Source organism: Rathayibacter rubneri (assembly GCF_023743255.1).
Lineage (GTDB): Bacteria > Actinomycetota > Actinomycetes > Actinomycetales > Microbacteriaceae > Rathayibacter > Rathayibacter rubneri.
On record NZ_JAMRYM010000026.1, the window covers coordinates 1 to 12914 of the forward strand.

A 12914-nucleotide genomic window follows, 5' to 3' on the forward strand; every position below is an offset into this window, starting at 1 on the left:
GTCGCCGGCGGAGGGGAGGGTCGTGCTGCGCAGGCCGTAGCGGGGCACGAGGTACTCCTCGTAGAGGGAGGCGACGCTGCGGCCCGTCCGCTCGGACACGACGAGACCGGCGAGGAGCGGACCGGTGGAGGAGTCGGACCAGGCGGCTCCGGGGGCGGCGGACGGCGAGCGCACCTGCGCCGCCGAGATCAGCTCCATGGTCGGCCACTCCCGCTGGGGGTTCTGCACGATCGTGGGCCAGAGCGACGCGCGGAAGTCGGCGAGCCCGGAGGTGTGGGAGCAGAGCTGGCGGAGGGTCAGCCCCTCCAGGCCCGGGAGGGAGGTCAGCGACTCCGTGATGTCGGCGTCGAGTTCGACCCGTCCCTCCTCGGCGAGCGCCACGACGACGTCGCAGGTCATCGCCTCGGTGCCGCCCGTGCCGAGGCGGACGTGGGCCTCGGTGGTGAGAGGAGTGGGATCGTCGTCGCCGGCGACTCCGATCGCGCCCTCCCAGCCGCCCGTCCAGGGCGACCAGACGCCTGCGACCGCACCCGTGGCCCCCGCGGCGCCGCGAGCCTCCTCGAGGAACCCCGAGAGGGCGACCGCGAGCGCGTCCGGCACGGGGCCGGGCTGCGCGTCCTCGACGACGGAGGGGGTCCCTCCGGTGCACCCGGCGAGCGCCAGGACCAGTGCGGGCACGACGGCAGCCGCGACCCGTCTCCGCTTGCGACGCACGACCATGACCCTCGGCTCCCCCCGGACATCCTCTGGAACGGACCCCACTGTACGGGCGCGATCCGACGCCCTGGAGACGACTGCACGCGCCCCGCGCGTTCGTGTCCGGACCGTGATGCGAGGAGTCCACCCCGTTTCCAAACCATCCGGGGGCGGGCTACGAAGAGAGGGTGTCGGCACAGGGCCGTCACGCGAAGGAGGTCCAGTCATCATGCGCAGATCCCCCAACCGTCTGCTCGCCACCCTCTTCGGAGCGGTGTACGTGCTCGTCGGACTGCTCGGCTTCGTCGTGACCGGCGGTGTCGAGTTCCTCGCGACCGAGGGCGGTCTCCTCCTCGGGATCTTCGAGGTGAACCCGCTGCACAACATCGCGCACCTGCTCATCGGCGGTGCGCTGCTGATCGGCGGTCTCTCGAGCGTCCCCGCGGCGAAGTCCGTCAACACCGTCGTCGGAGCCGCGTACCTGCTGCTCGGCATCGTCGGCTTCTTCGTCGAGAACACGGCCGTGAACGTCCTCGCCCTCAACACCGCCGACCACTTCCTCCACCTCGGCAGCGCGATCGTGCTGCTCGGAGTCGGTCTCGGCACCGAGAAGACGACGCGGTCGCGAGCAGCGACCGTCTGACCCGGGCGGCATCCGCCGCCCCCTCAAGCTCCGTCCGCCGCGGGCCCGCCGTTTTCCGCGGCGGACGGACTCCACGGCCCCGGACGACACGATGCGGTGTGTCGATCCGGGGCCCCCTCTCGTCCCGGAGGCTGCTGTGAACCCGATCGTCCGCGGCTGGGCCGCCTTCGGCGCCCTCGGCGCCGGCCTCGTCCACCTCTCCCTCGCCTCGGTGCGCGGCGACGCCGCGCTGGTGCCGCTCGTCGCGCTCGGGGCGGGAGAGCTCGTGTGGGCTCTCGCCGTCCTCGCCCGGGGACGGATCGTCGTTCCTCGCGTCGCACTCGTCGTCGTGTCGGCGACGGTGGCCGGGTCGATCCTCGCGGTCACGGCCGGGCTGCTGCGCGATCCCCTCCCCGCGCTCGCCGGCGGGGTCCTCCAGCTCGCCGCCGCGGCGATCGTCGCGCTGTCCCTCCGCCGCACCGCGACCCCCGAGCGGCAGGTCCCCGCGGGGCGCACCGTGATCGGACTGCTGGCCGGCGCTCTGGTGGTCTCGGCGCTCGCGACGCCCTCGATGGCCACGACGGCCGGCGACTCCGGCGGCATGGGCGGCATGCACGGCGTGGTGGAGGACGGGCACGGGCACTGACGGGCGCGGGCACTGCTGGGTGCCTGCACTGACGGGCGCGGGCTCTGGTCTCCGTGCGCCCTCTCGGCTAAGGTAAGGCCAACCTAAGAAGCCGATCGGAGGCCGTCGTGTCGAACGTCATCCCGTTCTCGCAGGTGCTCCGCGAGCGCATCGGGCAGTCCGGAGCAGTCGACGACGAGGGCGCCGCCTTCATGACCGCCCTGATGACGGGCGCCGGCAGCCGCGAGGACTACATCGCGCTGGTCTCGCAGCACTACTTCGTCTACGAGGCGCTCGAGGCCGTCGCGGATCGGATGAGCGCGGACCCCGTCGCAGCGCCGTTCATCTCGGCCAAGCTCACCCGCCTCCCCGCGATCGCCGAGGACCTCCGCTTCCTGATCGGCGAGGACTGGCGCGAGCGCATCCGCCCCCTCCCCTCGACCGCGGCCTACGTCGAGCGCATCACGACCGTCGCGAGCGGCTGGAGCGGCGGCTTCGTCGCGCACCACTACACGCGCTACCTCGGCGACATGTCGGGCTGCAGCATCGTGCGCGCCCTGCTCCAGCGCCGGTTCGGCTTCGAGACCAACGGCGTCGGCTTCTACCTCTACGGCGAGATCGCGACGCCGTCCGAGTTCCGCGCCGTCTACCGCGAGCAGCTCGACGCGGTCGACTGGGACGACGCCGAGCGCGACCGCGTCATCGCCGAGGTGGCGGAGGCGTACCGGCTCACCACCGAGCTGTTCCGCGACCTCGCACGCTCGCGCGTCGCGGCCTGACCGGCGCTCGTCGAGGCGACGAGCCGGCGGGTCACGCGGTGGCGGAGCCGCCCTCCGGAGTCGCGACGGCGGCCGGCTCGGCGCGCCGCTCGGACATGAAGCGCAGCACGTCCTTGTCGACGATGATGTCGCTGGGGCGCAGGGGCCGCGTGAGGTAGAGCCCCTCGAGGCTCGTGATGCGGCTCAGCGCCACGTACGTCTGGCCGGGCGCGAAGGCGCGCTGGCCGAGATCGACGACCGCGGAGTCGTAGGTCTTGCCCTGCGACTTGTGGATCGTCACCGCCCAGGCCAGGCGCAGCGGGAACTGCGCGAACTCGGCCACGATCTCGCGCGTGAGCTTCTTGGTGGCCGCCGAATAGGAGTAGCGGTAGCGCTCCCACGTGGCCGGCTCGACCTCGTGCACCTCGCCGTCCACCTCGACCCACACGGTGCCGGCCACCTTCGTGACGATGCCGATCGTGCCGTTCACCCAGCGCTGCTCCGCGTCGTTGCGGAGGAACATCACGTGCGCGCCGATCTTGAGCTCGAGGTTCTGATCGGCCGGGTAGGTCCGGCCGCCGAAGTCGCCGCTGATCTCGGCCGTCGCCGTCTTGAGCGGGCCCTTGAGGCGCGCGAGCGCGGTCTGGTTGATCCGGTTGACGGTGTCGTTGCGGGTGGCGAGGGTGATGGAGCCGTCGGTCGGCGGAGTGCGGGCACCCGCCTCGTTGAGGACGTCGGCGATCTCCTTCGTCACCATCCCGAAGCGCACCGCGTTGAGCATCCACTTGAAACGCTCGTCGCTCTGCCGGTGGATGCGGCCGAGCTCGACGATCCGCAGCGGCGCCTCCTGCCAGACCAGGGCGTCGAAGAACCAGAGGGAGCGGTAGCGGTCGGCGAAGTAGGCGCGCTCCTCCGGGTCGCCCGGAACGGGGGCGAGCTGGAACGGGTCGCCGAAGAGCACGACCTGGACGCCCCCGAACGGCTCCGACCGGCGCTGCCGGGCCTGGCGGAGGCTGCGGTCGATGCCGTCGAGCAGATCGGCGTTGACCATCGAGATCTCGTCGATCACGAGGGTGTCGATGGTGTTGAGGAGCTTGCGCAGCTCGGGGGTCTGATCGAGGTCGGAGTCGGCGATCACGCCGATCGGCAGCCGGAACAGCGAGTGGATCGTCTGCCCGCCGACGTTCAGCGCCGCGACCCCCGTGGGAGCGCAGATGACGATCTGCTTGCCGGTGTGCCAGCTGAGGTGGTTCAGCAGCGTCGACTTGCCGGTGCCGGCGCGCCCTGTGACGAACAGGTGCTCGCGGGTGTTCTCGATGAGGTCGAACACCCGCTGCTGCTCGTCGGAGAGGGTCGGCTGGGTCACCGGACCACTGTACCCGCGGCGGTGCGGCCGTGATCGGGGACGGAGGCGGCGCCGGGCGCCGTCGCCCTGGGGAGGAGCCTCAGCGGCGCTTGCCGAGGGCCGCGAGCCGCTCGTTGTAGTCGTTCAGCTCGGCGTCCCCGGTGCGGTCGGCCTGGCGGTCGCGGCGCCTGGTCTCGCGGTCGTCGGATCTGCTCCACATCACGGCGACGACGATCGCGAGCGCGAGCGTCGGGATCTCGCCGATGCTCCAGGCGATGCCGCCGGCCGCCTGCTGATCGGCGAGGGCGTTCGTGCCCCAGCCCATCGCTCCGTACCAGTCGGCGAGGAGCAGCCCCTCGCCGGTCATCAGCGCGAGGCCGAAGAACGCGTGGAACGCCATGGTGCCCAGCAGGAGCAGCAGCCGCATCGGGTAGGGCACCTGGTGCGAGGACGGGTCGACGCCGATCAGGACGCTCACGAAGAGGTAGCCGGTGATCAGGAAGTGCACGATCATCCACTCGTGGCCGATGTGGTCCGTGGTCGCCCAGCGGAACAGCGGCGAGTAGTAGAACGCCCAGAGCGAGCCGACGAAGAGCAGGGCGGCGACGATCGGATGCGACACGATCGTGCCGAAGCGCGAGTGCACCGCGAGCAGCACCCACTCCCGAGGGCCCCGGGAGCCGTCGGTGCGGCGGACGACCGCACGCGCGATCAGCGTCACGGGAGCCGCGGGCACGAGCAGGAGCGGGACGGCCATGGTGAGCACCATGTGGGAGAGCATGTGCGCGCTGAACAGGTACTTCTCGTAGGCGTTGACGCCGCCGTTGGTGATGTAGGCCAGCAGCAGCATCCCGGCGATCCAGAGCACGGTCCGCAGCATCGGCCAGGAGTCGCCGCGACGGCGCAGGCGCAGGACGCCGGCGACGTAGAAGGCGATGCCGAAGCCGCAGACGAGCAGCCAGATCAGGTCGACGTTCCAGAGGGTGGCGAAGTTCAGGGCGCTCGGGGCGGGCGGGAGCGGCTCGCCGGTGAGGAGTTCGGCCGGAGTCGGATCGGTCAGCTGCGTGGCGGCGACCTGGTCGACGGGGGTGGCGGTGCGGGCGAGCGCCGCCGCGACTCCCGAGGCGATGCCCATGAAGGCGACCTCGGCCGCGACGAGCCACCAGAAGCTGCGGCCGCCCGCACCGCCGGCGCTGCGCATCCGCTCGAGGAGGACGCGGCGCTGCACGACGCCGAAGAGGCCGAGCGCGATCAGCGCGGCGACCTTCACGAGCACGAGGATCCCGTAGCCCGTCAGGATGTTGTCGAGGGTCGCGAGCCGCAGCTCGGCGCTGAGGTAGCCGGACGCCGCCACGACCACGAAGCTGACGAGCGCGAGGCTCGAGTAGCGCTGGACGACGGGGAGCAGGCGCGCGCCGTCGAGGAGGGGCCTCAGCACGATGATCGTGACGAGACCGCCCAGCCAGATCGCTGCGAAGACGAGGTGGAGGCCGAGCGCCGTGACCGCGGCGTCGTGCCCCGCGGATCCCGCCGCGTGCCCCTGCTGCGCCATCGGCAGGAGGGTGAGCAGCGCGACACCGGTGACGAAGACGAGCGCCGTCTGGTTGCGCACGGCGAAGCAGAGCACCGTGACGACGGCGGCGAGCAGAGTGGTGACGAGCCAGGCCTGGCCGACCTCGATGCTGCCGATGAAGTAGCTGAGCTTGGTGCCGAAGTCGCGGTCGAAGCTCAGCGGCGTCTGCGTGACGTTGAGGAAGGTGAAGAAGCCGGTGACTGCCGCGGCGGCGGCGAGGAAGGCGGCGCTGGCGGCGGCGACGTCGAGCGCCACCGTGTACTCGGTGCGCTGCTCGACGGGCCCCTCGGAGGTCGTGGACCGGGGCGCGCGCGTCGCGCTCGCGCGCGGGCTCAGCGCGAAGAGCGCGAGCACCAGGGCGCCGATCATCCCGGCGGCGCCGAGGTTGACCGCGAGCTTCGCCACGGGGAGCCCGTAGCGGACCACGGGACCCGGGTCGTTCAGGAGGGGGGCCGCGGCTCCCCGGCCGAAGGCGAGTGCCGCGAGGAGGGCGAGGAGCGCGGCCGCGACGAGCAGCAGCGCGGGCCCCGCGATCCGGACGGTTCGATTCACCCGTCAAGCCTACGTTCCCCGGCTGATCGCGAGCCGCGTCGCGCCGGTTCCGGAGACGACGAAGGCCCCGGCGCGATGCCGGGGCCCTCGTCGTGGAGCCGTGCTACTTCGCGGCGGCCTTGAGCTTGGTGCCGGCCGAGACCTTGACCGAGTGGCCGGCCGCGATCTGGATGGTCTCACCGGTCTGCGGGTTGCGGCCGGTGCGCGCGGCGCGGGAGGTGCGCTCGACGGCGATCCAGCCGGGGATGGTGACCTTCACGTCGTTGGAGACGGAGTCGGCGAGGGTGGAGAAGAGCGAGTCGAGGACGCCGTTGACGGCGGCCTGGCTCTGGCCGGAGTCCGCGGCGATCTTCGCGACGAGCTCGGTGCGGTTGAGCGACTTGTCAGCCATTGGAGTGTCCTCCCAGGACGTTCGCGCTGTTCGGAACAGCTGGTGGTTGTGGATCGTCCTCGGCCGGGGACGGACTCCCTCAACCGGTCGGACCGTCCGTAACCTACCAGCCCGATCCGCCAATGCACGTGATTCCGGGGCCGGGAGCCCCGGACTCACGCCGATCTCGGCCTCCGGAGACCCGCGGAGGGGCTCCTCGCCTCCCCAGGCGCCGGATTCTCGTGCGCCTCCACCGATGCTCGAGGGACGGGCCCGCGCCCTCCGCCGCCTCGCGAGGATCGGGCCATGTCGATCAGCGTCCTGTCCCTGCTCCCCTCTCCCACCGCCGTCGCCCGGCCGTCCGCGGTCGCTCCGTCCCGGCGGGCCCGGCTCCTCACGCGGCTCGGCCCACCGCGCGAGCCTGGCCTCACGGCGCTGGGTCTGGGGCTGCTCGCCCTGACCTCCTCGGTGCATCCGCTCTGGACGGTTCCGTCGATCGGGATCGCGGCAGGGGCGATCGCCGCGGCCGTGGTGGCGCTGCTGCGCGCCGGGGAGCGGCGGCAGGGCGCGATCGGCGCCGCGGCGGCGCTCCTCGCGCTCGCGATCGCCTCGGTGACGGTGCCCGCCACCCTCGAGGGCGCCGTCGCCGTCCTCGCCTGGATCGGGAGCCTGCGTCCGTGAGCACGCGCACGCCTCGCACGGTCCTCCGTCCCGGCCTCGCGGGCGGCTCGCTCCCCGGCCACGGCTCGGGGCGCGGCCAGGACGCGTCAGTACACTCGCGACGTCGCGCAGCCGAGCGCGGCGGGAGGGCGGCAGGGATGGCGCAGACGACGGACGGCTGGATCGCGACGGCGATCTGGTGGCAGGTCTACCCGCTCGGGTTCACGGGCGCCGAGACCACGGCCGCGGAGGCTCCCGCTGCCCCGCAGCACCGGCTCCCCGCCCTCCTGCCCTGGCTCGACGACCTGCTCGCGCTGGGCTGCAACGGGCTCCTGCTGGGCCCGGTGTTCGCCTCGAGCACCCACGGGTACGACACCGTCGACCACTTCCGGGTCGACCCGCGACTGGGCGACGAGGACGACCTCCACGCGCTCCTCGCCGCCTGCCGCGAGCGCGGCATCCGCGTGCTGTTCGACGGCGTCTTCAACCACGTGGGGCGCGAGCACCCGTGGTGGCGCGAGGCGGTGGCGGCGGGCCCCGGGTCCGCGGCGCACGCACGGTTCTCGCGGAGCGACTCCGCCCGCGAGGTCGACGGACTGCGCGTCGACGTCTTCGAGGGGCACGACGCGCTGGTCGAGCTCGACCACTCGAACCCCGAGGTCTCGGCGTACGTCTCCGCCGTCCTCGCGCACTGGCTCGAGCGCGGGATCGACGGCTGGCGGCTCGACGCCGCGTACGCGGTCGCCCCCGCGGCGTGGCACGCGGCGATCGACCCGGTGCGGGAGCGGTTCCCCGAGGCGTGGTTCGTCGGCGAGGTCATCCACGGCGACTACGCGGGATACGTGCGGGAGTCGGGCCTGGACTCCGTGACCCAGTACGAGCTGTGGAAGGCGGTGCGCAACTCCCTCGAGGAGCGCAACCTGTTCGAGCTCGCGTGGTCGCTGAAGCGGCACGGCGAGTTCCTCGACGCCTTCCTCCCCCTCACCTTCATCGGGAACCACGACGTGACCCGGATCGCGAGCGCGGTGACGGACGAGCGCCACCACGGCCACGCGGTCGCGGTCCTCGGATTCGTCGGGGGCGTGCCGAGCGTCTACTCCGGAGACGAGCGCGGCTTCGAGGGAGTGAAGGAGGAGCGCGCCGGCGGCGACGACGCGATCCGACCGGCCTTCCCGGCCGACCCGGCGAGCGCACCGGGCGGCGAGGCGTACCGGGCGCACCAGGAGGTCGTCGCGTTCCGGCGTCGGCACCCGTGGCTCGTGCACTCGCGCACCCGGGCCGTCGATCTGACGAACACCGCGGTGCTCCTCGTCGCGGAGGGCCCCGACGGCGAGTCCGCCCGCCTCGCGCTGAACCTTAGCGACGAGGCGGCGCGGGTCGGCGGCGTGGAGGTCGGCGGCCACTCCTGGCTCCTGCTCGACTGATCGCGCCGGCGGTATCCTCTCCTCATCCCAGGACGGAGCGTGCCGCCCGGCCCGGCCGGTGCGCACGAGGCAGGAGCAGGGCATGCAGGACGAGACGACGGAGCGCGGGGCTGCGCAGGGGATGCCGGCGGGGCTCGGCGCGGGCTTCGGTGAAGGACTCGGCGAGGGACTCGGCGAGGCCCTCGACGCTCCCGCCGATCCGGTGAGCGACCCCGGACCGGGCGAGCGGAGCGGCCTGTCGAGCCGCATCGCCGAGGAGCTGCTCGACGACGTGCCCGAGGACCTCGCCGGGGCCGGAGCCGCGGTGCGCTCCCCCGCTCCCGACCTCGCACGCGCCGTCGAGATCGACGACCCGTCGCGGGCGGTCGGCGACGACCCGGAGAAGCCTATCCACGGCTCCTTCGCCGAGGAGTTCGAGCGGCGCTGACGCCCGTCCCGCGCTCGGCGGGAGCGCTCGGGTCGCTGCTCGGGGCAGGGCTCAGCGCGCGACGGCCTCGAGCGGGTCGTCCGCCTCGAAATGCTCGTCGGCCCGGAGCGCTGCGTCCGCCTCGAGCGCACCGTCCGCCGGCAGCAGCGATGCGTGCAGGAACCGCACGAGGGAGAGCAGCAGCAGCTCCTTCGAGTCGGCCCGGCGGTACTCGTGGCCCTCGCCGTCGAGCTGGAGGTACGAGACCGGCCGGTCCAGCGCCTCGAGGGCGGCCACGATCTGCGTCGCCTCGCCCAGCGGGACGTTCGTGTCGAGCTCGCCGTGCACCACGAGCAGCGGCACGTCGATGGCGAAGGCCCGTCCGAGCGGAGACAGCTCCTCGAGGAGCTCGGCGTCGTGCTCCGGGTGGCCGTACTTCGTCACCGCGGCGGAGGCGATCCACGGCTCGGTGTCGCGGTAGAAGGTGAGGAGGTGCGACATCCCGCAGATGTCGACCCCGGCCGCGAAGACGCCCGGCGAGAACGCGAGCGAGGCGAGCGTGAGGTAGCCGCCGTAGGAGCGGCCCGTGACGGCGATCCGCGAGCGGTCGGCGACCCCGGAGGCGACGAGGTGATCGGCGGCGGCGAGCACGTCCTGGAACGCCCCGTACCGGCGCTCGACGTCGTCGGCGTGCACGAAGTCGCGGCCGAAGCCGGAGGAGCCGCGCACGTTCGGCGCGAAGACCGAGACGCCCGAGGCGGCGACCGCCTGGTGCTGGGCGGAGAAGGTCGGCCGCTCCTGCGACTCCGGCCCTCCGTGGAGGCTCAGCATCGCCGGACCGGGGCCCTCTGCGCCGCGCGCGCGGTACAGCCAGCCCGACAGCTCGAGCCCGTCGCGGCCGGTGAACCGCTCGAGGGTGGGCACGACGAGCGGCTCGGCCGGGAGCGACGGCACCCGGGTGATGCGCGACCACTCGTGGGTCGCGGTGTCCATCCGCCACAGCTCGCGCGGACGCTCCGGACCCTCGACGCCGAGGACCACCGAGCTGCCGTCGCGCGAGAGGACCGGAGTGGTCGCGACCAGGCCGGGCAGCCCCGAGACGGGCACGCGCTCGCCGGTCAAAGTGTCGAAGAGCTCGATCTCGCTGGACCCGGCCACGTTCCACACGAGCATCAGCAGGTGGCCGGCGTCGTCCGCGTCCAGGCCCTCCAGCTCGGCGTCGTCGCGGGCGGCGAGGCGGCGGATGCGCCCGCGCCAGCCGTCGGGACCCAGCGGCATCGCGACGAGCTGGCGCCGCGGCAGGTCGACGTCGGTCGCGAGGTACGCCACGATCGGGCTCTCGTTGTCGTTCAGCGGAGCGGGGCGCAGGAACGCGACGTCCGTGGATCCGGTGCCGGAATCGGGCAGCAGCGGGTGGTTCTCGTCGGTCAGGCGGTCGACGACGGAGCAGCGCTGGTGGCCGCGCTGGCCGTCGCGGACCACGACGAGCCGCTCCTCCGTCGAGAGGTCGAGCACCGAGATGAGGTCGCCGTCGACGAGCGGGCGGCGGTCGGCGGTGACCGGGTCGACGAGGAAGGACCGGGTCGGCTGCTCCGGCTCGGCGGACGGCACGGTCACCACGACGTGGTGGCCGCTCCTGGTCCACGGGCCGAGCTCGGCGTGGGCGTCGCGCGAGCCGGCGATGCGCTTGGCGTCGGAGCCGTCGGGGCGGACCACCCAGACCTGCGTGCGCACGCCGCCGTCGGTGGCGACCAGGCAGGCGAGCCAGGCCGAGTCGGCCGACCACGAGACCTCGAGCACCGGGTCCTCCGTGAAGCGGATGCAGTGCGCCTCCGGAGGCTCGCCGTCGATCACGACGTCCTGCACCCAGACCTCGGGGGCGCCGCCGCGATCGCTGATGAACGCGGTGCGGGCGGCGTCCGGGGTCATCGTCGGACCCCAGCTGCCCCAGGCGTGGACGAGGTCGAGACCGAGCTGCTCGGCGGCGACGAGCCGGGATGTCGCGGTGGAGGTCATGGCCTCCATCCTCCGGCACGGGCGGCGACGGGTGTTCCGCGAGGGGCGAACGCCGCGCGAACACTGCGTCGAGGGCGTCCTCGCGTCAGCCGACGCCGTGCTCCTGCAGCCACATCTCGAGCAGGGCGAGCTGCCAGAGCTCGTTCGACCCCAGCCGGGTCCGGGTCTCGTTCGGGGCGGCCAGCCGCGCCTCGACGACCGCCGGATCGAAGATCCCCCGCGCGCGGGCCGACGGATCGGTGAGCGCGGCGCGGACGCGCTCCAGGTACGGGCCCTCGAGCTGCCGGATCGCGGGCACCGGGAAGTAGCCCTTCCGGCGGTCGATCACCTCGTCCGGGACGATGCCGCGGACGGCGCGCTTGAGCACGCCCTTGCCGCCGTCGGCGAGCTTGAGCTCCGGAGGGATCCGCCCGACCAGCTCGACGAACTCGTGGTCGAGGAACGGAACGCGCGCCTCGAGTCCCGACGCCATCGTCATGTTGTCGACGCGCTTCACCGGGTCGTCGACGAGCATCACCGTGGTGTCGCTGCGCAGCGCGGCGTCGACGGAGGTGTCGGCGCCGGGGCGGCCGAACCGCTCGGCGACGAAGGCGGTCGCCGCGTCCTCGCCCCGCCACTCCGGCTGCAGCAGCGCCTGGAGCCCGGGGAAGCGGCGGTCGAAGAACACCGAGGCGTAGGCCTCGGCCGCCTCGGCGCGCGGGACGCCGGCGAGCGGCGGGTACCAGTCGTAGCCGCCGAGCACCTCGTCGGCGCCCTGGCCGGACTGCACCACCTTCACGTGCTGCGCCACGTCCTGGCTGAGCAGGTAGAACGCGACCGCGTCGTGCGACACCATCGGCTCGCTCATCGCCCGGACCGCTCCGTCGATGCCGGGCAGCAGCCTCGACGAGTCGATCCGGATGCGGTGGTGATCGGTGCCGAAGCGCTGGGCGACGAGCGTCGAGTACTCGAACTCGTCGCCGGACTCGCCGCCCGCGGAGTCGAAGCCGATGGAGAAGGTCTGCAGTCCGGACTGCCCCGCCTCGGCCAGGAGGGCGACCACGAGGCTCGAGTCGATGCCGCCCGAGAGCAGCACGCCCACGGGCACGTCGGCGACCATCCGCCGCTCGACCGCCGTGCGGAACGAGGCGATCAGCGCGTCCTGCCAGTCGCGCTCCGACCAGTCGGCGCGCTCGGGATCGCGGGTGAACACCGGCTCCCAGTAGACGCGCTCGCGGCTCGTGCCGTCGGGCTCGATCACGCGCACGGTCGCGGGAGGCAGCTTCGTCACTCCGGCGAGGATCGTGCGCGGAGCCGGTACGACCGAGTGGAAGCTCAGGTAGAGCATCAGGGCGGTGCGGTCGATCGAGGTGTCGGCGACCCCGCCCGCGAGCAGCGCCTGAAGGGTGGAGGCGAAGCGGATCCGCTCCCGCGTCTCGTCGAGGTAGAGCGGCTTGATGCCGAGCCGGTCGCGGGCCATCACGACGCGTCCCGACTCGTGCTCGACGATCACGAAGGCGAACATGCCGAGGAACCGGTCGACGCAGTCCTCGCCCCACTGGGCGTAGGCCTTGCCGATCACCTCGGTGTCGGAGTGGGAGAAGAAGCGGTGCCCCTTCGCCTCGAGCTCGGCGCGCAGCTGCCGGTGGTTGTAGATGCAGCCGTTGAAGACGATCGAGAGCCCGAGCGCCGCGTCGACCATCGGCTGGGAGCCGGCGACCGACAGGTCGATGATCGACAACCGCCGGTGCGCGAGGGCGACCGGCCCGCGCGCCCAGACGCCGTCGCCGTCCGGGCCGCGGTCGGTCAGGCATCCGCTCATCCGGTCGACCGCGGCCACCTCGGCCCGGCGGCCGTCGAGCCGGATCTCGCCCGCGAGTCCGCACAT

The 12914-nt window shown here is 73.0% G+C and carries 12 protein-coding genes; 6 read left to right on the top strand and 6 right to left on the bottom strand.

Going from position 1 to position 12914, the window contains the following annotated elements; translation table 11 throughout:
- Window positions 1–678, bottom strand: a 678-nt coding sequence (locus NB037_RS08125; protein WP_251944948.1) for a serine hydrolase domain-containing protein, incomplete at its 3' end; no start/stop codon positions are given.
- 247 nt (window positions 679–925) lie between these two features.
- Here NB037_RS08125 and NB037_RS08130 point away from each other — a divergent pair.
- The 3 genes from NB037_RS08130 to NB037_RS08140 all read left to right on the top strand — a co-directional run bounded on the left by NB037_RS08130 (window position 926) and on the right by NB037_RS08140 (window position 2722).
- Window positions 926–1339 (top strand): DUF4383 domain-containing protein, encoded by a 414-nt coding sequence (locus tag NB037_RS08130; RefSeq protein ID WP_251944949.1) that lies wholly within the window; start codon window positions 926–928, stop codon window positions 1337–1339.
- Between the two features lie 136 nt (window positions 1340–1475).
- A complete protein-coding gene (locus NB037_RS08135) occupies window positions 1476–1964 on the top strand; it encodes a hypothetical protein (RefSeq protein ID WP_251944951.1) in 489 nt (162 codons plus the stop codon).
- 107 nt (window positions 1965–2071) lie between these two features.
- Complete coding sequence (locus NB037_RS08140) at window positions 2072–2722, top strand: biliverdin-producing heme oxygenase (protein WP_251944953.1); 651 nt, start codon at window positions 2072–2074, stop codon at window positions 2720–2722.
- A gap of 31 nt (window positions 2723–2753) precedes the next feature.
- Here the strand turns inward: NB037_RS08140 and NB037_RS08145 are convergent, their stop codons facing one another.
- The 3 genes from NB037_RS08145 to NB037_RS08155 form a co-directional block, all read right to left on the bottom strand.
- Window positions 2754–4067 carry an ATP-dependent DNA helicase gene (locus tag NB037_RS08145; RefSeq protein ID WP_251944956.1) on the bottom strand — a complete coding sequence of 438 codons (1314 nt, stop codon included), beginning with the start codon at window positions 4065–4067 and terminating at the stop codon, window positions 2754–2756.
- A gap of 79 nt (window positions 4068–4146) precedes the next feature.
- Window positions 4147–6171: a bifunctional copper resistance protein CopD/cytochrome c oxidase assembly protein gene (locus NB037_RS08150; RefSeq protein ID WP_251944958.1), complete on the bottom strand. Its 2025-nt coding sequence runs from the start codon at window positions 6169–6171 to the stop codon at window positions 4147–4149.
- Window positions 6172–6274: 103 nt separating this feature from the next.
- On the bottom strand, window positions 6275–6562 hold the full coding sequence (locus NB037_RS08155) for an HU family DNA-binding protein (RefSeq protein WP_055786347.1): 288 nt from the start codon (window positions 6560–6562) through the stop codon (window positions 6275–6277).
- 285 nt (window positions 6563–6847) lie between these two features.
- On the opposite strand from NB037_RS08155, the gene NB037_RS08160 reads away from it, so the two are divergent.
- From NB037_RS08160 to NB037_RS08170, 3 genes are all read left to right on the top strand, one after another.
- Window positions 6848–7222: a hypothetical protein gene (locus NB037_RS08160; protein WP_251944961.1), complete on the top strand. Its 375-nt coding sequence runs from the start codon at window positions 6848–6850 to the stop codon at window positions 7220–7222.
- Between the two features lie 137 nt (window positions 7223–7359).
- The gene (locus tag NB037_RS08165) at window positions 7360–8625 is read left to right on the top strand and encodes an alpha-amylase family glycosyl hydrolase (protein ID WP_251944963.1); all 1266 of its coding nucleotides are present in this window, start codon (window positions 7360–7362) and stop codon (window positions 8623–8625) included.
- An 82-nt stretch (window positions 8626–8707) separates the two neighbouring features.
- Entirely contained in the window at window positions 8708–9052 is a 345-nt protein-coding gene (locus tag NB037_RS08170) for a hypothetical protein (protein WP_251944966.1), read from the top strand.
- A 51-nt stretch (window positions 9053–9103) separates the two neighbouring features.
- On the opposite strand, the gene NB037_RS08175 is transcribed toward NB037_RS08170, so the two are convergent.
- Together NB037_RS08175 and NB037_RS08180 are read right to left on the bottom strand one after the other, a co-directional pair.
- Window positions 9104–11047 (bottom strand): S9 family peptidase, encoded by a 1944-nt coding sequence (locus tag NB037_RS08175; RefSeq protein ID WP_251944968.1) that lies wholly within the window; start codon window positions 11045–11047, stop codon window positions 9104–9106.
- Between the two features lie 85 nt (window positions 11048–11132).
- The gene (locus tag NB037_RS08180) at window positions 11133–12914 is read right to left on the bottom strand and encodes an N-acetylglutaminylglutamine amidotransferase (RefSeq protein ID WP_251944970.1); all 1782 of its coding nucleotides are present in this window, start codon (window positions 12912–12914) and stop codon (window positions 11133–11135) included.

What these genes read in the sequence shown, in the direction of transcription:
- NB037_RS08130 (WP_251944949.1), top strand. Translation starts at nt 926, where the DNA reads ATGCGCAGATCCCCCAACCGTCTGCTCGCCACCCTCTTCGGAGCGGTG.
- NB037_RS08155 (WP_055786347.1), bottom strand. Translation starts at nt 6,562, where the DNA reads ATGGCTGACAAGTCGCTCAACCGCACCGAGCTCGTCGCGAAGATCGCC.
- NB037_RS08160 (WP_251944961.1), top strand. Translation starts at nt 6,848, where the DNA reads ATGTCGATCAGCGTCCTGTCCCTGCTCCCCTCTCCCACCGCCGTCGCC.
- NB037_RS08165 (WP_251944963.1), top strand. Translation starts at nt 7,360, where the DNA reads ATGGCGCAGACGACGGACGGCTGGATCGCGACGGCGATCTGGTGGCAG.
- NB037_RS08170 (WP_251944966.1), top strand. Translation starts at nt 8,708, where the DNA reads ATGCAGGACGAGACGACGGAGCGCGGGGCTGCGCAGGGGATGCCGGCG.
- NB037_RS08175 (WP_251944968.1), bottom strand. Translation starts at nt 11,047, where the DNA reads ATGACCTCCACCGCGACATCCCGGCTCGTCGCCGCCGAGCAGCTCGGT.
- NB037_RS08180 (WP_251944970.1), bottom strand. Translation starts at nt 12,914, where the DNA reads ATGTGCGGACTCGCGGGCGAGATCCGGCTCGACGGCCGCCGGGCCGAG.